This window comes from Deltaproteobacteria bacterium (genome assembly GCA_016931625.1).
In the GTDB taxonomy this organism is placed as follows: domain Bacteria; phylum Myxococcota; class XYA12-FULL-58-9; order XYA12-FULL-58-9; family JAFGEK01; genus JAFGEK01.
The window spans coordinates 16,344-33,870 of record JAFGEK010000048.1; the positions used below are offsets into that span (position 1 = coordinate 16,344).

General features: G+C 41.2%; 17 protein-coding genes. 5 read left to right on the top strand and 12 right to left on the bottom strand.

Features of this window, described 5'->3' with window-relative positions; genetic code table 11:
* The first annotated feature begins 37 nt into the window (after nt 1-37).
* A complete protein-coding gene (locus JW841_03765) occupies nt 38-289 on the top strand; it encodes a hypothetical protein (protein MBN1960038.1) in 252 nt (83 codons plus the stop codon).
* Between the two features lie 182 nt (nt 290-471).
* On the opposite strand, the gene JW841_03770 is transcribed toward JW841_03765, so the two are convergent.
* From JW841_03770 to JW841_03815, 10 genes are all read right to left on the bottom strand, one after another.
* The gene (locus JW841_03770; protein MBN1960039.1) at nt 472-1,167 is read right to left on the bottom strand and encodes a gamma-glutamyl-gamma-aminobutyrate hydrolase family protein; all 696 of its coding nucleotides are present in this window, start codon (nt 1,165-1,167) and stop codon (nt 472-474) included.
* A 22-nt stretch (nt 1,168-1,189) separates the two neighbouring features.
* On the bottom strand, nt 1,190-1,798 hold the full coding sequence (locus tag JW841_03775) for a hypothetical protein (GenBank protein MBN1960040.1): 609 nt from the start codon (nt 1,796-1,798) through the stop codon (nt 1,190-1,192).
* A 94-nt stretch (nt 1,799-1,892) separates the two neighbouring features.
* A complete protein-coding gene (locus JW841_03780; GenBank protein MBN1960041.1) occupies nt 1,893-3,560 on the bottom strand; it encodes a 2,3-bisphosphoglycerate-independent phosphoglycerate mutase in 1,668 nt (555 codons plus the stop codon).
* Nucleotides 3,561-3,643: 83 nt separating this feature from the next.
* The gene (locus tag JW841_03785; protein MBN1960042.1) at nt 3,644-3,994 is read right to left on the bottom strand and encodes a hypothetical protein; all 351 of its coding nucleotides are present in this window, start codon (nt 3,992-3,994) and stop codon (nt 3,644-3,646) included.
* Between the two features lies 1 nt (nt 3,995).
* A complete protein-coding gene (locus tag JW841_03790) occupies nt 3,996-4,574 on the bottom strand; it encodes a MarR family transcriptional regulator (GenBank protein MBN1960043.1) in 579 nt (192 codons plus the stop codon).
* A gap of 260 nt (nt 4,575-4,834) precedes the next feature.
* Nucleotides 4,835-6,118 (bottom strand): bifunctional folylpolyglutamate synthase/dihydrofolate synthase, encoded by a 1,284-nt coding sequence (locus tag JW841_03795; protein MBN1960044.1) that lies wholly within the window; start codon nt 6,116-6,118, stop codon nt 4,835-4,837.
* A gap of 54 nt (nt 6,119-6,172) precedes the next feature.
* On the bottom strand, nt 6,173-7,003 hold the full coding sequence (locus JW841_03800; protein ID MBN1960045.1) for a substrate-binding domain-containing protein: 831 nt from the start codon (nt 7,001-7,003) through the stop codon (nt 6,173-6,175).
* 121 nt (nt 7,004-7,124) lie between these two features.
* Nucleotides 7,125-7,895 (bottom strand): 3',5'-cyclic-nucleotide phosphodiesterase, encoded by a 771-nt coding sequence (locus tag JW841_03805; protein MBN1960046.1) that lies wholly within the window; start codon nt 7,893-7,895, stop codon nt 7,125-7,127.
* A 4-nt stretch (nt 7,896-7,899) separates the two neighbouring features.
* On the bottom strand, nt 7,900-8,550 hold the full coding sequence (locus tag JW841_03810; GenBank protein ID MBN1960047.1) for a Crp/Fnr family transcriptional regulator: 651 nt from the start codon (nt 8,548-8,550) through the stop codon (nt 7,900-7,902).
* A 183-nt stretch (nt 8,551-8,733) separates the two neighbouring features.
* Nucleotides 8,734-11,304, bottom strand: coding sequence for an adenylate/guanylate cyclase domain-containing protein (locus JW841_03815; protein MBN1960048.1), 2,571 nt, complete (start codon nt 11,302-11,304; stop codon nt 8,734-8,736).
* 153 nt (nt 11,305-11,457) lie between these two features.
* Here JW841_03815 and lpxK point away from each other — a divergent pair, with 153 nt between their 5' ends.
* Together lpxK and JW841_03825 are read left to right on the top strand one after the other, a co-directional pair.
* On the top strand, nt 11,458-12,567 hold the full coding sequence (gene lpxK / locus JW841_03820; GenBank protein ID MBN1960049.1) for a tetraacyldisaccharide 4'-kinase: 1,110 nt from the start codon (nt 11,458-11,460) through the stop codon (nt 12,565-12,567).
* Between the two features lie 58 nt (nt 12,568-12,625).
* Nucleotides 12,626-13,576, top strand: a complete 951-nt coding sequence (locus JW841_03825; protein ID MBN1960050.1) for a hypothetical protein — start codon at nt 12,626-12,628, stop codon at nt 13,574-13,576.
* Between the two features lie 17 nt (nt 13,577-13,593).
* Here the strand turns inward: JW841_03825 and ffh are convergent, their stop codons facing one another.
* Together ffh and JW841_03835 are read right to left on the bottom strand one after the other, a co-directional pair.
* The gene (ffh, locus tag JW841_03830; GenBank protein ID MBN1960051.1) at nt 13,594-15,336 is read right to left on the bottom strand and encodes a signal recognition particle protein; all 1,743 of its coding nucleotides are present in this window, start codon (nt 15,334-15,336) and stop codon (nt 13,594-13,596) included.
* A gap of 149 nt (nt 15,337-15,485) precedes the next feature.
* Nucleotides 15,486-16,022 (bottom strand): lipocalin family protein, encoded by a 537-nt coding sequence (locus tag JW841_03835; protein ID MBN1960052.1) that lies wholly within the window; start codon nt 16,020-16,022, stop codon nt 15,486-15,488.
* 597 nt (nt 16,023-16,619) lie between these two features.
* Between JW841_03835 and JW841_03840 the strand changes: the two genes are divergently transcribed.
* Together JW841_03840 and JW841_03845 are read left to right on the top strand one after the other, a co-directional pair.
* Nucleotides 16,620-17,357, top strand: coding sequence for a hypothetical protein (locus tag JW841_03840; protein ID MBN1960053.1), 738 nt, complete (start codon nt 16,620-16,622; stop codon nt 17,355-17,357).
* Nucleotides 17,348-17,527 (top strand): hypothetical protein (locus JW841_03845; protein MBN1960054.1); only part of this gene is annotated, 180 nt, incomplete at its 3' end. The genes JW841_03840 and JW841_03845, both read left to right, overlap by 10 nt.

A 17,527-nucleotide genomic window follows, 5' to 3' on the forward strand; every position in this document is an offset into this window, starting at 1 on the left:
TTAGCGTTTAGGTAACCTTAAGTTTGCGGAGCATGAAATGCATCTAGGCGCTGCATTAACTATATTATTATTAGTAGCATCGCCGCTTATATGTGCTGTGAATTTTGCTTTTTCTTATAAACGTTTTAAGCAGCAACCGTCATGGTTGTGGTTAGTTGCTTTTACATTTCCTTGGTTGCTTTTATTTTTTGCGGCAATTTTTAAAAGTTATGTGCTAATACCTTTTGCCTTCTTACTTGCAGGTATAGATACAATAGCATGGGTTATCAGTTCTAAGCGACGGCGGTAGTTATCAACCACTAGTAACAACTAGTTTGGGTGTGCTAATAAACGGCTAACGGGCTAACGGTTTAACGGCTAACGGACTGTAGATCCAACGCAAGTATTTCCTGACATTTTTAGTTTTGCGTCATGCCCATGAAAATGGTCATCTTAAAATTAGTGTTTGGCACCTTAAGCAGGTATTAGTATTTAAAGCATTTTTGCCCAATTACTAAATATTTTGCGACCAGTTGTTTGCATATTTTCAAGATATTTTTGAGTATCTGAGGATATAGTTTCAATACTAGTCTTAGCTTCAGGTAATTCATGATGAAACGTTTTTAATAGGTCATTAATTATTGTCTGAGTAACTTCAAGATGAAATTGTAGAGCATAAATATTAGAGTTAAAACGAAAACCTTGATTCATTGTAACACTTGAACTTCCTATAGATACCGCGCCACTAGGCAAATCAAAGGTATCCCCATGCCAATGAAAAGCAAAAAAGTTTTGTTTAATAGTACCAAACAAAGGGTCAGTACTCATGTCTGCAGCAATTTGTATTGGGTACCAGCCAATTTCTTTGACCTTATTTTTATACACCCGAGCGCCCAAAACAGCGGCAATTAATTGACTACCAAGACATACGCCTAAGATAGGTTTGTTTTCATTAAGTGATTGGCTGATTAGTCTGATTTCATTATTGAGAAAGGGATATTTAGACGTATCATAAACCCCCATTGGCCCACCTAACACAATCAGACCATTGGCATTAAGAGTATTGGGAATAGATTCACCAGCGAATAAACGGACATATTGCCATTGATGTTCTTGCCCTAAAAGTGCTTCAGTAATAATACCTAAATTCTCTTCGGGAGTATGTTGTAGTACTAATACTTTAGCCATGGATAACTCAAGCAGCTAATATTTATTTTTTCAATTCAGTGCTTCGAATTTGTTCAATAACTTCACTATATGATGTGGCTTCGACCAATGTTGCTAATTGTGAAGTATAGAGTGTTACTGAATCAGGACGATTATTTTCACGAGCATGTTGCAGTGCCTTATAAACAGAAATGAAAGCGCGTTCGCTGTTTATGAAAAACTCAGTACATTGAAGAACAACAGCAAGTGAAGAATGAGTTGTTGATTGCGAAGCATGGCTAAACGAATATTCGCGACCTTCAGAATTAGCAATAATAAGAGTAACAATAGCAGCCATATCGGAGCGGGTCGCTTGTTTGCCGCTATTTACGTCAGTCTTAATTGAAAAGTCAACAACTCTTAGTGATTTAAGTGATGGAAATTCATTGGCAAATACATTTACTATACCAACAAACATTGCATCAATGGCACCTACGCCACTACCAGTGATAACAGAACGATTGCCACTGCGTTCATCATGAATATTACATTGTACAGTAAGAGGTCCACTTTCGAGATTTTCTTCGATACGATATGAATCAACATGAAAGTGTAACTCTGTACCATCAAGTACAGTAGCAATTAACTGTGCAATACTCTCCTTATGATCCACGAATTTCTCCAGATGCTAATTAGTGTACCAGAATTCGCTGGCAGTATTTATACCTTTAGCAAAACTTTTTTTTTTATAATCTATCAAGGTAATATTACTGGCTTATTTGTTGAATAATGCTCGGCAGATAAATATCTGGTACTTTAAATCCTAATAGTACAGAAATAGTTGCTGCGACATTACCTAAACCTGGATGTTTAACATCGGTCATCGTGAAACGTTTTCGATCTTGTTCTGATAAAACAACATGAAAGGGCACGGGATTAAGCGAATGACTAGTTTTAGGTATGATAAGACCATTTTCATCTCGTAATAGTTGACCAGTTTTTTTATGACGTTCACCCATATCATCAGCATTGCCATGATCAGCGGTTACTATCAGAGCTCCGCCACGTGCAAGCACAGGGTCAATTAACATAGCAAGTGCTTGGTCGACAGCTTCGACACCTTTTACCGTTGCAGCGAAATTGCCGGTATGCCCAACCATATCGCCATTAGCCCAATTAAGACGTAAAAATTTATAATCGCGAGCCTCGAGTTCACGCAATAATGTTTGAGATATCTCAAATGCTTTCATTTCAGGCTTCTCATCAAATGGTGGTGCATTTGACGGTACCTCAATGTATTTTTCTAATTTTTCACTGAAATATCCTGAACGATTGCCATTGAAAAAATAGGTAACATGACCATATTTTTGCGTTTCGCTTGTCGCAAGTTGGACAACACCAGCATCAACAAGTAACTCACCGATGGTACAGGTAATTTCTGGTGGTGCTACAAGAAATTTATTCGGGCTGTTGGTATCACCATCATAGAGGGTCATACCGGTAAAAAAAACATCAGGCTTTGGACCACGATTAAATTTATTAAACTGCTCGTTTTCAAAGGCGCTCACTAACTCAAGCATGCGATCGCCACGGAAATTATAAGCTACTACACCATCACCATTTTTTATTGGGCCAATAGGTTCGTTACCATTAACAACCACAAATGGCGGAAGATCTTGATCGAGAATACCTGGTTTTTCTTTGCGATAAGCTTCAATTGCAGCCCGGGCACTTACGAATTTGGGGCCATTTGCTAATACGTGTGTCTGCCAACCACGTTCAACAATAGTCCAATCAGCTTGATAGCGGTCCATGGTGGTCACCATACGCCCGCCGCCAGAAGCAATTTTATACTCGCGATTTGCCTTTTTATTTATTTCGATAAGCACTGCTTCAAGCTGGTCGACGTATTCAAGGGCGCTGGTTTTCGGAACATCACGACCGTCTAGCAATGCATGTACGTAAAGACGATTTATTTCAAGGTTATCAGCTTTACGAATCATGTGTATAAGATGACTTATATTACTGTGCACATTACCGTCTGAAAGCAGTCCGATAAAATGTAAGGCGGTGTTATGTTGCTTTATGTGAGTGATTAGATTTTGCCACACTTCGCCGGCAAATATTTTGCCGCTTTCAATAGCTGACTGAACTAATTTAGCGCCTTGGTCAAAGATACGACCAGCACCGAGAGCATTATGGCCAACTTCACTGTTGCCCATATCTTCATCACTAGGCATACCAACAGCTAATCCATGAGCTGCTAATTGAGTGGTCAGGCTATTTTGCGCAATACGATCAAGTGTTGGTGTGTGTGCTTTAGCGACAGCATCACCTTCGTCGCCTTTACCGATACCTACCCCATCCATAATGGCTACTACTACAGGGCCTTTAACCCCAGTTTCAGGAATACGTACAAGTTTTTGACAATCCATAGTGATACCCGCATTGCACGAAACATGCTGTTTGAGCAAGTCATTATAAGATCGTCATAGTAATAATATAAATTGTTATAAAGTTAACAATTATGTTTAGCTATTTTGTTAGGTATAAATGTCGAAATTACTAATACTACTAATAAAATTGCTACAAAAAATGCTTGATGCACTGGCAAGACAGCAATAACAAAAATTATCCATGTAAGTGTTAATAGGTTTGCAATAGCACATAGATGATTCATTATGGATAAATTGCTATCACCCCATAAACGCGCGGCATTTAGTAGACCAAGAATAATTAATACTAAACCTGAACCAGAAAACCATGCTGCTTGTTCGGTGATCCCAGGAGCATATTTTGGAGTAAAGGCAATATGACCAATACCCATTATGGTTAAGAAACCAGTTGCAACTATAGTAATTTTGCGCATTTTATTTTTCCTTTTTTTGCAATTTTTGTTTGGTTTTAGCTGACGGGTTTGTCAGTAGTTTAACAAGTTGACGTCCTAATTTCATTGCTTTTTGTAATTTGGCCTTAGGCATACTGCTGATTTGCTCATAGAAATCGACCGCAGTATCGAAAAAGCTTAAAAGTTCGCGTATGCGTGTGACTGCTAAAGTTTCATGTTCACCTTTAAAATTGATTTCGGCAAGGCATTCGCGTAGCAAGAGAATAATGGGATCAATTTCTCGTTTTTTTCTTTCAGCAACAACGGTTTGTAACATTTCCCAAGCATCGCAAATAGTAACAAAGTGGTCACGGCGATCACCTGGAAGATGAACTACTCGTACTAAACCCCATGTTTGTAATTCACGTAATGCAGTACTTACATTTGAACGCGCCAAACTCAGAGTAGTAACAATTTCGTCAGCATGTAAAGGGCGCTCAGATACATACAGCAGGGATTGTATTTGGGCGACGCTACGACTTATTCCCCAGCGGCTACCCATTTCACCCCAATGTAATATAAATTTTTCAGCCGCCGGTGTTAAAATTAATTTGTCACTCATGACTGTTCCTTATGATATTTCAGAATATACAGAAATAAAAAAAATAGCAATCAAATTTGCACTGTTTAAAAATACTAGAGAAAAGGTACACCGAAGTGGCAATTCATGAATTACCACTACTTCAGGAACACCCCCTAATTATATTCTATTTTAAGGCGCGCAATCGCATGGTTAAGACTTGCTGCAAGAGATATCAACATTTCGACTGTTTTGATTGTTTCAAGCGAGCTGGCAGTTGATTGAATAGTCATATCAGCAATCTATCCATTAATTAGTGGGTCACGTTTTTGATTTTGTAAAAGTGCGAGAGTTTCTGCTACTAAAAAAAGTGAACCACATATTAAGACAATGCCATTATTCTTTATAGCATGTGCTTTAGCTTGAGATATAGCCTCATTTACATTTGAATAAACAAAGGCCTTTGGTGCAAGTTTTTTAAGTTCTGTATAAGTACGTGAGCGAGAATTATTTATTGTGGTTAAATGAAGCGTTGTACTACGCGTCAATATTGGCAACAGCATTTGTTCATAAGGACGATCTGTAAGTATAGTAGCTACAGTGTGCACAGGTTTATTACCTATACGAGAGTCTTCTGCTATTGCAGACAATAATGCTTTAATACCAGCGGGATTATGAGCACCGTCTATTAAAATATCGGGTTTACCGTCTATCCATTGATAACGTCCTGGCCACTGAAAGTCGGATACCGCGCGATAAATTGCCGCATCAGGACATGCGACCCCAAGTTTGACTAGTTCACGAATAGCCGTACAAGCAGTTGCGAGATTTTCACGTTGATATGCGGCGATAGGGGTATGCTTAAATTCAAGCATGCCTGCTGCATGATTTATGCTAATTTTATCGGTATTTTTTTGAGCTTGAGTTGCCATGACTAAGTGAGCATTTTGTGTAGCTGCGGTTTTCTTTAGTACCGCAAGAACTTCAGGTTTTTGTTGACTAGTCACGACTACTGTGTGCCGTCCAATTATCCCTGCTTTTTCATTAGCAATTGCGGTAAGATTGTTACCTAAATATTGCATGTGATCTAAGGAGATAGGAGTAATAACCGCAAGCAGTTTATCAACTACATTTACCGCATCAAATCTGCCACCCAAGCCAATTTCCATTACCGTGATATCTACATTCGCTTCAGCAAAAGCTAGTAGCGCCATAACCGTAATGATTTCAAAAAAAGTAGCAGGTCGCGGGCAGGCACTCTCAGCTCGCCGGATATTCATATAAAGACGCACTACATCATCATGATTTATTTCAACTGAATTAATGCGTATTCGCTCAGTAAATCTCAATAAATGTGGTGAAGTGTAATGCCCGACGCAGTGACCCGCAGATTGCAGTGCTGAGGCAATAAAATTGCTAGTCGAGCCTTTACCATTTGTTCCGGCTATTACAACGTGCCGCATTTGTCGTTCGGGATTGCCAAGAGCGTGCAATAGTGCCTGCGTGGTTTCTAAACCAAGTTTTATTCCTTGGTTAGTGCGTGTAAAAAGCAGTTGTAACACTGTGGCATAGTCTAATTTTTGCATAATCTAAAAGTGGCTGATAAGAACGATAGGCGCTAGAGGTATATGAGATAATATTTAAGCGGATGCTCGCATTATTAACTCAGGTTTAAAAGAAGCTTTTTTGGGTTTGTCTATTAATTCGAGACGATTAACAGTTGCCATATCGTATGCTGAAGTTGCCATTTCTTCTAAAGGTTGTCTAATTGTAGTCAAAGGTGGATTTGAAGTTTTAGCTAACTCCATATCATCATAACCAATAATAGAAATGTCTTCTGGAATGTTTACTCCTTGTTTAAAAGCAGTATTAAGTAGCCCCTTGGCACATTCATCACCAGCTGCGCAGAAAATAGCATCAATTTTAAGGTGCGATTCAATTATTTGCGCCATTACCTTTGTACCATCATTAAATGAATAATCTCTTACTTCAAAAATTTGATTTTGTGGTAGTGCTAACCCAGTTTTTTCTAGGGCCATTTTAAAGCCATTCACTCGTTGTATCGCGTTGTATCCACCTTCAATTTGCATGCGTCCAGAAACGATAGCAATTTTTTTCCTTTGTTTTTTTACTAAATACTCGCCTGCAAGATATCCCCCCATAAAATTATCGCTAGCAACAGTTGAAGCACCGGACATCTCTTCGTCAATTAAAATAATGGGGATACCAGCAGTTTTATATTTAGCCACAATTGAGGCCTCAGGGCGAATTGATACACCAATAAGGGCCGAAGGTGGTGATTTATCTAAAATATCCTCAAGTCGTTTATTTTCTCTGATTGGTAAACCCACAGTAGAATACTGGGTAAGTGATTCACCAATTTTTAAATGACTTGAAATTAGTGAAAGCATTTTCGAGGCAAAAGTAAAAGCGAAACTCGCAGCCATGATTGCTATTTGATTTTTTATCATAGCAATTCCTCTTTTTTAAAACAGTATAGCGCAAAATAACAGACGATTTTGTTTTTTTTAAAAAAAAATTTACTAAACCAGTTATATAAAACAGAATAAATTATGTAGTTTTTATAACTAGTTAGATGTTTATCTCATCAAGCAAATGAAGAATTTTTATGCGTGCATCGTTTAGTTCGGCTAACTGCGCTTTTAAACTATCGTCCAGACCTGGTTTCATATGAGTGATAAAGATAGGCGTATTGTTTTGCGGTTTAAATTTAGTAAGTTCATTGGCAAGCATTTTGGGAGTAAGGTGGCCGGAAAGACCAGCTAATTTTTCCATTTCATTGGTAAAGCTAACTTCGCAGATCACAGCACGCAATTTTGGGTGTGAACTAGCAACTTGCCAAAATTCATCAGTAGGTCCGGTATCTCCAGTATAAGCGATGGCACCAGATTTGGTGTTTACTATTATTCCATGACACTCAATACTGTGATGTACAGGTATCGCGAGTAGTTCAAATCCACCATCTAGAGTAAAAATTTCTCGAGGAGTAATAATACGTATTCGTAGTATCGGATTTTCGCAAGTAGGAATTTTACTAAAATCAGGCCAGAGTAATCCATTGAAAAGATGCTGACTAAGTGCTGCTTCTGTACCAGCAGTAGCGATCATTGTAACTGGTTTATTACGATTAGCGATTACGTTATCTAATAATAGTGGAAGACCTTTTACGTGATCAATGTGACTGTGACTTAAATAAATATAATCGATATTACTTTGCTCAATTAGTGATAAACTACGAGTTACAGAACCTGCATCTAAAAGCAATTTTTCATCAATTGCAAAGCAAGAAGTCCGATGACTCGGCGATTCACCACCATGGCACCCGAGTACCCGTAAGCGCATTGTTTTAAATATCTCCGAATTTTTCTTTCATGCCTAAGAAATCTAAAAATTCTCGCAGTTTTTTAACATTATGGATGATAAGACCATTATCAACGATCTGCACCAGCTTAGCGCGAATTAATTTATTAAGTACCTCATTTACTTGATCAAGTTCGAGGCCTGCTTTACCAGCAAGATCTCTAACAGCAAGGTCAAGATTCACTGAACCATCTTCGCCATCAGGTAAATGCTTTTTCGCTGTATTTATTAAGAAATGGACAAGTCGTGAATTTGGATCCTTCAATAATAAATTTTCAATTTGGTCGTCAGCTTCTTGCAATCTTTGTGCAAGAGTTTTGATGAGACGCACAGCAATTTCAGCATTGCCACGAACCATTGCTTCGAATGTTTTAGGATCGATAACCAATAGTTTGGCATTTTCTTCAACGGTTGCTGTAGCTGAACGTGGTTTGTTATTAAGGATAGACATTTCTCCGAAAAAAGCACCTGGCCCAAGAACTACTAAAGTTTTTTCTATACCACGTACAGTCTTAGAAATGCGCACCTTACCGGATTGAATGACGAACATTTCTTTGCCGGGGTCACCGTCACGACATAAAACATGACCCGCGGGGAACTCACGACCGAAACGCTCGTAGAGCTTGTCGTCAGCCATATACTTTTCCTAGCAAAGCCACTAGTGGCTGTTAAAAGTTGCGTCAAAGGTATGCGTGATAATTTTCATTTAAACATACCCCATAAAATAATTTCGCCCATTCATTATAGCCATATATTCGTTACAAACGGTATTAAAATTTCGTTTGTTAGCATGTTTTTTCAAATTTTTTAGGGACACCGCCTATTTATGGGTCATATTGTATGCGCCGTCCCAAGCATCTCCCGGTGGATTGTCGCTCATTATCTTACAACGTTCAATATAGATGCCAGATGTTGGGTCATTAACTAGTATTTTTTGTCGCACTAATTCAAATGCTGCAATAGCATCATCCCAAGCTTGAGCACGATATAGATCCATAGCACGAGCAAATTCACCGATTAAATCACTGTGTTCTTGGCTTGGTGATCCGAGTCCCAAGAGTTCGTATATTTTGACTGGTTCGCGTTTACCTTTAACTCGAACCATATCAACCTCACGTGCAAAAATTTCACTTTTTGCAGCCTCATAAGTAGCCTGGCTAATTATAATGTTGGTGCCGTACTCTTTATTAATAGCTTCGAGACGTGAGGCTAAATTCACGTTGTCGCCCATAACCGTATAGTCAAAACGTTGTGATGAGCCCATGTTACCAGCAGACATTGAGCCAGTGTTAACACCAATTCCTATATTAATATCGGGCAGACCTTCATTACGCCACCCCACCTGTAGTTCACGCAATTTTGCCATCATCTCTAGACAAACGCGGCAGGCACGCAAAGCATGATCATTATAGTTAACTGGGGCACCAAATATCGCCATAATGGCATCGCCAATATATTTATCGAGAGTACCGTTATGTGCAAGCACTACATCAGTCATCGGAGTTAAGTAGTTATTAAGCAGATGAACCAATGCTTCTGGCGATAAGCGTTCACTGATAGTAGTGAAACCACGAACATCCGAGAAAAGTACGGTGGCATTAACTTTATCGCCACCAAGTTTAAGCAGTTGAGGATTTTTTAATACTTGCTCGACAACATTTTTAGATAAATAAAATTGAAAAGCTTTGCGGATCTGGCGTTTTTCGCGACCCTCAGTAAGAAAGCCATACACAGTTATACCTACAAAAGTTAAGAAAGCTTGCAGGGTCGGCAAGATATTGAGTACCCACGTCCCATTGGGGAAGATAAACTTTATATCAATAAAATGAATTAAAGTAACAAAACTAAAAGTAACAAAGAAACCCGCCCATGCTGGAATACGTGGTAACAACAAACCTAATATTAGACCGATCAGCAAGTAAGCTAATGCTTCGACTAATGCTATGCCAAAAACACGATCGAGATATTTGTTGTCGATCATATTTTGGATAGCCATGGCATGAATGTAAACGCCAGGTGTAATTGGTGAAAATGGAGTTGGTCTAAGATCAAGCAGACCTTGTGCAGTAAACCCAAAAATAACAACTTTGTTTTTATACACTGAAGCGGGTACAGTATCGTCAATAAAATCAGCTACTGAATATTTTTTAAAATATTCCTCTGGGTTTTTATAGTAATTAATTAGAAATCCACCGTTAAAATCGGTTGGAATTTTAATGTCTTGCTCATTTATTGGCGCTAATCCATTTAGTTTATCAGAGTAAAATGGGTTAGTAAGTGGCCAAATGTTGGAATCAGAAAAACGAGCGGCAGCAATTAACGAAAGTGCAGGATAGAGTTTATCTTCAAAACGTTGCAATAAAGGCAAACGCCGCATTTGCCCATCACGGTCAGGAGAAGCATTAAAAAAGCCCAACCCTTTTGCCACCTTAACAAATTTAGGTAATGGTGGTAAGACTCCGGTCATTTGGGGGACACTTAATTGACTAATGCTCCTATCGGTAACAGGCTCAGTCATAGGCAGCGATTGACCACCAGCTTCGTAAGTTGTTGTTTCGTAAAGACTATCGATGGAACTCGAAGCTAGGAGAGCGAAGCTAGCAGCACCGTGACCTGCTACTTTAGCGATTTCTTTTTCGTAAAAACCAACAACTCCTAAAATAGTTTGTGGGGAGGCAGCAATAGCATTTTTTAAGGCATCATCGGGTGAAGCAGCATCTACTTCGGCGTGAAGTAATTTTGAAAATTTTGTCGAGTGTTCGTTATATGTATTAAAAGCCTGTAAAGCTTTTTGGAGTTCGGTAGTTGAACGTTCTAACCCTTTTTGAGGGCTTAATAATTGTTGGCGACCATTTTTATTGATTTTATTTTCTAAGTTTTTTAAACGGGCAAGAGCTTCACGATTAGCAGCATCACTTTTTTTCAGCGCTTCTGCGATTGATGTTGAAAGTTTAGAATGAGGTAACAGACCAGCATCGTCGAAGCTATTAGCAAACCTTTTTAGGGTTACCCACGAGGTATTACGGTCTTCATCACCAAATACAGCATCAAAAGCGATTACTTTAGCCCCACCTTTGGTAGCTTTCTCAATAAACTGTGCGACTACTGCGCGACTCCATGGCCAAAGTCCGTATTTTTCGATGCCTTTTTCATCAATAGCGGCAATGACTACTTTAGGTTCAAGTAATTTTTCAATGTTTCGGCTTTGAAATTTGACATCAAGAGATTTTAGGTCAAGCAAGTGAATTAGGCCGTGTTTAGATAATATACCTGAATTGAATGTCCCTCTTTCGATAGCCACGTTGATGACTGCAAAGATAAAGGCCACACCCAAGCTAATAATAAGGGGAATAAAGCGTTTGATACGGCTCGTGATTTTTTTGCGAACCATTTGGGTGTGCTCCATGCCAATTTTAACCTAGAGTTTTCGTTTTCAATTGATTATCGTGAGTACGGGAGTGCAGGTCAAACCTTTGCTAACATTATTGCAATTTGTTTGCTTGAGTTTTGCAAAAATAGTCATAAATGCGTAAATATAGTCTACGTGTTTAATTTAAGATCACACCGGCTGGCTTTAAAGTTTTTTCATCTTAAGCCAGGGCTTTGGTTTGCACCCTTTGCCCCTTTATTTGCAAGCGCTGTTTTACTTCGACGATGGGGATATAATTGTGGTCTTTTATCGGCCACTAAGCTACCAGTACTCACTATTGCAATTGGAGGTCTTGAAGCTGGTGGTAGCGGTAAAACACCAGTTACCGCATTATTGCTAGAGGCTTTGTTAGCGACGGGTCGTCATCCAGGTTTACTAACCCGTGGCTATAAACGTCCGCAAAGTGATTTGCAGGTACACCGTCGAGGCACTGTTACTTCACCAGAATTAATAGGCGATGAGGCGGCGATGTTAGTAGCAAGTGGTTTAAATATTGATATTGCTGCTTGTCCATCTAGGCGTAAGGGTGCACAAGCGCTTTTAAATATTGGCGTTGATTGTTTAGTTCTTGACGATGGATTTCAGCATCGAGCTTTGGCGCGTGATTTAGATATTGTAGTGCTACGTGGAGAGCAGCCATTTGGCAATGGTCACTTGCTACCTTGGGGTACTTTACGTGAGCCGGTTTCAAGCTTAAATCGAGCTCAAATTATCTGGCTGCATTATCGTGATGCAACGCAACTTGAATCTATATTTAATATCAAAAGTAACTATTTTATTAATAAACCTAAATGGCTGCATACTTATGCTAAAACTGCAGATTTAGTTATAAGTCTGGCGGTGCCAGCAATTTGTAAAGATATTAGTGGTAATGAGGTTAGCTTACACGGCAAAAGTGTAATAGCAGCCGCGGCTATAGCTAAACCAAAAGATTTTTTTAATAGTTTAGTTGATATTGGTGCTCATGTAGTGAAGACCAATGTTTTTGTTGATCATCATCGCTATCGTATTGATGATGTTTCGTTTTTATTGGCGCAAATTAAAAATTTATATGCTGAAACTGTAGTCGTAACCCCTAAAGATGCTGTTAAACTAGCGCCGATATGGCCTGCAGATGTGCCATTGTGGGTTTTAGGCACACAACCAAAAATAGTATCTGGGGCAGATATTATTGCTAAACGTTTGGAGATCCCCCTCACAAAGTTGTCCAATACCGTTTTATGATGGTATGTATATAGATGGCTTATAATAAATTATTGCAAATTTGGTGGTGGTGACAGTGATGGCACAAGGTTATCGTATTGAACAATATGAGCAGTATCAAAAAGTTCTCGAGCAATATCAGCGCACTAATGAGCAAGCTGAGACTCAAAATGAAGTTCGCCAATCAAGCAAGCAAGCGGCGCGAGTTTCTGAAGATGGCGTAGAGTTACGTTCACAACGCCAAGGGGCGCAAGCAGTTACAGATAGTCATCGTGAGGTCGATTTAGAGGGGCAGCGTACCCGCAATTTACAACAAGGGCGGATCACCCCTGAATCTTTTGGCCAAAATCAAAATGGCAAACATCAAGTAGTGGTTAAAACTGAGCCGCGTAGTATGCATTATGATGGCCAACAACCAAAACTTGAGCCCAGAGAAAGAAGGTATGGGCTACAAGGTTGGGCAAAGAAGTTGGGCAAAAAAGGGCGTCGCCAGCGCCGTGGTTTCACTGATTATTATGATGATTTGCCTGAATGGTATCGTACTACTGAGGCATATGAAGAAGCGATAGATATTAATGAAGACTTTTATGAAGCTTCGCAAAACCCAACAACTACAGGGGTAGTAGCAAGTGTGCAAGGCGAGCAAGCAGAAGTACAAGAAGAAATAGTTGATGCAACTCATGCCCAGCAAGAGGTTTTAACATCATCTCAAATATCAACCACAAACACCAAAGCTACTATACCAGCATCGCAACTACAAAAATCTTCGTCTGCAAAACAAGCAACAAATCTATCAAACTCAGAGGAAACAGTAGTAGCTCAAGTACCAAAGCCTAAAGAAAAACCAAGCACTCCAAGACCAGTATCACGCATCGTAAGCACCGAAGCCACAAGTGTAAACTTTAGTTATCCTAAAGGTGGTGCTTTTATTTCTGAGTTAGCTAATGGGGTAACGGTTGAGTCTGGTAAAGGCAAAACCTATGTTGGACCTGAACCAACGCTAACTAATATAAAGCGAATAAAAGCCTAGCATTAAATTCTAAATTGCTAATGTCGCCGTGATTTTTTACGAGCTTTCTTTTCGGCTTTACGTTTTGCTTTTTGCTTTTCACGTTCTTTGGTTGATAATGGCCGCGGACCTGTAGGACGTCGTTGATTCATCATTGCCGCATATTGTTCAGGATTAATTCCTGGTGGCAATTGCATACCCCCTGGCAAAGCCATCCCGTCGCCAGCAATATCATCAGCACCCATAGCGCCAAGGTTATTCATATTGGGCAGACCAGGCAGACCAGATGCACCGCCAGCCATAGGCATACTACGCAAACCAGGCATACCTTTAGGTAGTGAAGGCAAACCCATTGGCATGGAGCCGCCACCACCTAAGGCTCCCATTAGGTCGTCCATTCCTTTGCCCTTGAGTTTTCGCAGCGCTGAAAGTTGTTTAAATCCAGGCAAAGAACCTAACAGACCCGGGGCCGCGGCGATATTTTGCATCATTGTTTGCATCATAAAAAAGCGTTGCAGTAATTCGAAAACTTGCTCAGGTCTACGTCCTGAACCTTTTGCAATACGCTCTGCACGACTTTTATCAATAATTTCAGGTTGATTTCGTTCATTTACGGTCATTGAATGAATTAATGATTCAAGCACCATAAAAGTCTTATCATCGAGATCAACTCCGGCAGGTACACTGTCACCAAAGATGGGAAATTTTTCGTAAATATCTTTAATAGAACCCACCTTCTTAATCATTGAGAGTTGTTTTAAGAAATCATCTAAAGTAAAAGTACCGCGCAGCAGCTTGCGGGCATCACGTTCAGCTTGTTTTTCGTCAACGACGGCTTCGAAATCTTTCATTAAGCCGACGATGTCGCCCATGCCAAGAATACGCGACGCTAGCCCTTCAGGGCGAAATGGTTCAAGCTTATCGAGGCCTTCACCTAGGCCTAAAAACTTAATAGGCTTACCAGAGATTTCTTTGATGGATAATGCCGCACCGCCACGGGCATCACCATCAAGCTTGGTCATAATAAACCCAGTGATATCCAAACGACGATTAAACTCGCTGGCAGTGCGAACGGTGTCTTGGCCAGCCATAGCATCGGCAACTAAAAAGATATTGTCAGGTTTAGTTTGCTTTTTGATATCTTCTAGTTCGTTCATCATCTCGTCATTAATGGCAAGACGACCAGCGGTATCAAATATGACAATATCGCGTTTTTTACGTTTTGCTTCGCGCAGTGCATCGAGACAAAGTTGCGCTGGTGCTAGACCAGGTTGTGCGTAAACAGGTACACCTAATTGCTGCCCTAAAATTTGTAACTGTTCAACAGCGGCAGGGCGATAAACGTCGGCGGCGACTAATAGGGGCTTGCGTTTTTGCGCTATCAGCCAAGAGGCCAATTTGCCGCAGGTAGTGGTTTTCCCTGTGCCTTGTAAACCAACCATCATTAAAATTGTATAGGGACGACGAAAAACTATCGGGGTTTCTTCAACTGGCCCCATAAGCTTTTCAAGTTCATTTTGGCAAATAAGGGTGAAATGCTCACCTGGTGAAGCGGTGACTTTTTTATTACCGGTTTTTACCTCGGTTTGTACTACTTCGCCTAGTGCTCGTTGTTTTACGCGCGATAAAAAACTTCTGACTACACCAAATTCTACGTCGGCTTCGAGTAACGAAACGCGAATTTCGCGTAAAGCGTCATCTATATTGGCTTCAGTAAGAGTGGTGCGCCCAGTTAAAGCGTTTTTTGCAGCTTTAAAACCTTTGGAGACTATCTCCAGCATGATGATTCTTATCTCCGCTAAAAAAGAGGCTGCAACATAGTCGGCAGAAGCAACGCTGTAAAGGCTGTGTATTATTTAACCTTAAAATAGCTGATAGTCTTCATCTAAACCCGTATTTGTCGCTGCGAGCTAGTGAGGTCGTCTCATTTTCATCGAGCGGTAGACGCTATTTGTGCCGGAGGCGATGCGTGCGGGGTCTTTCTGAGCCGTTCCACCTCGTAACCCTGAGCACGAAGTCGAACGAGGATTTGGTTATACTCCTTACTGTCGAGGACCGGAGTCCTGCTCAAGATCCAGAGGTAGTCGCGACTCGGGTGTCCAACCACTGCGAACGAGTAGTCATCCGCCAGGTCAATAATCCAGTAATCGCCCCAGAATGGACGGAAGAAACTCACTTCGAGTTTAGCATGGGTAACCGTATCGACAACACGAGCAAGGCCTTTTACCGTGTCCTCATTGCCTGTGAGAGAGTTTTTGCGGCAGCGGTTCACGATATCGATATCGCCGTCGGCGCGTAGCGTATAAGCCGCCGTTGTCCCTGGTAGATGGCCTCCGACACAAAGACGATCACTGTTGAGTAGATCATCACCGCGGGCCAGCGAACACTCCAGCGCAGCCGGCGGAATAGTTTCCAGGCGAGCCAGAGTTGTCCCCCCATGATGACGACGATTACTGCCATCTGCCAGCGCAACCCGATGATCAGCATCTTGAGTGGGATCATGAGCAACACGGTGTCGAGGTCATCGAAAATGGCTAGGACACGTGCCTTGCGAAAAACCCAGGTTGCTGAAAGTCCCGCTGCAGCGAGCATCGAAAAGAGCACACCAACCGAGGTTGGGGCAGCAAACCGTCCGGCCAGCAGAGCTGGCTTCCACACTTCGATATCGTGCCACGAACCCTGCGGAGCGAGTACCAGCACGAAGTAGAGAGAGACGAAGATCCATGGTCGGTGGCTAACCGCGTGGACGTCCTAATTAGAAGCTCGCCTCCCGCTGCTAAAGCCACGAGACCACCAAAGAACATCAATACTATCATCGCGTTTCTCTCACTATCTGCACATGGGCAGGAGCAGGTTACCAAGCAGAAGCCTCGTGACGATGGCAACCGCTACAATGACCCCTGCTAAGAGGTCGCCTCAACCCAAAACATGAAGTTTTCATTTTCATGCGAGCACAAAGATCATCTGATGCTATTTGGCATCTGTGTTATATATGGTCAATCATGGATATTTGATATCTATGTACCAAGAAGGTCGTTGGAACAGTGGCGGGAGTGAATCAGCCATGAAGAACTTCTTACTAGGTGTGTTTTTGGGGTTGTCTCTCTTTGGGAGTTTGGCTTTTGCAGGTGTTGAGGCAGATGTCGAAACCGGTGTGGTGTTCGCGAGCCGCAATGACACAAGAATCCCAGGTAACGGAGGTACGCAGATCTCATTGATAAATGATCTCTCTACCTCGTCAGCTCCAGCTTTTCGTCTACGACTTGGATACCGTTTTGCAGATCGACACTTAGTTACAGCACTCTATGCGCCGTTGCAGATCAATGCCAGAGGTAGTGTAGATCGAGATGTCTCCTTTGCCGGGGGAACCTATCCTGCAGGTAGTCCAATGCTTATCGTCTATCGTTTCGATTCGTACCGGTTGACCTACCGTTATAGTATTGTCTGGGAAGAAGGGTTGGATATTGCGGTGGGTTTCACTGCCAAGATCCGTGATGCCGAAACGAGTCTTTATGGGGTCGAGGCCCGTCGCAAGACTAACACTGGCTTTGTTCCACTGTTAAATGTCCATCTGGCATGGCGGCCAGACAACGGAGATTTCGGAATGTTGATTGATGCAGATGCACTCGCCGCGCCTCAGGGTCGAGCCGAAGATGTTTTGTTGGCTGCAACCTGGGCCGCTCGTAAGGGAATCGAGCTTAGGGCTGGGTACCGTATGGTCGAAGGTGGTGCGGACAACAACGAGGTTTATAGTTTTGCTTGGTTTCATTACGTCGTTATCGGATTTGGAATATGCTTCTGAAAATATATTATAATATAGAGCTACTTGCAAAAGTCGAGCAACCAGCTATTATCGTCATTCCTGCGCAAGCAGGAATCTATAACGTGTTGATATTGCAAAACATTTTGGATCCCCGCTTTCGCGGGGATGACGTTATATTTGCTATAATTGGAAATCATAAGGACTTTTGC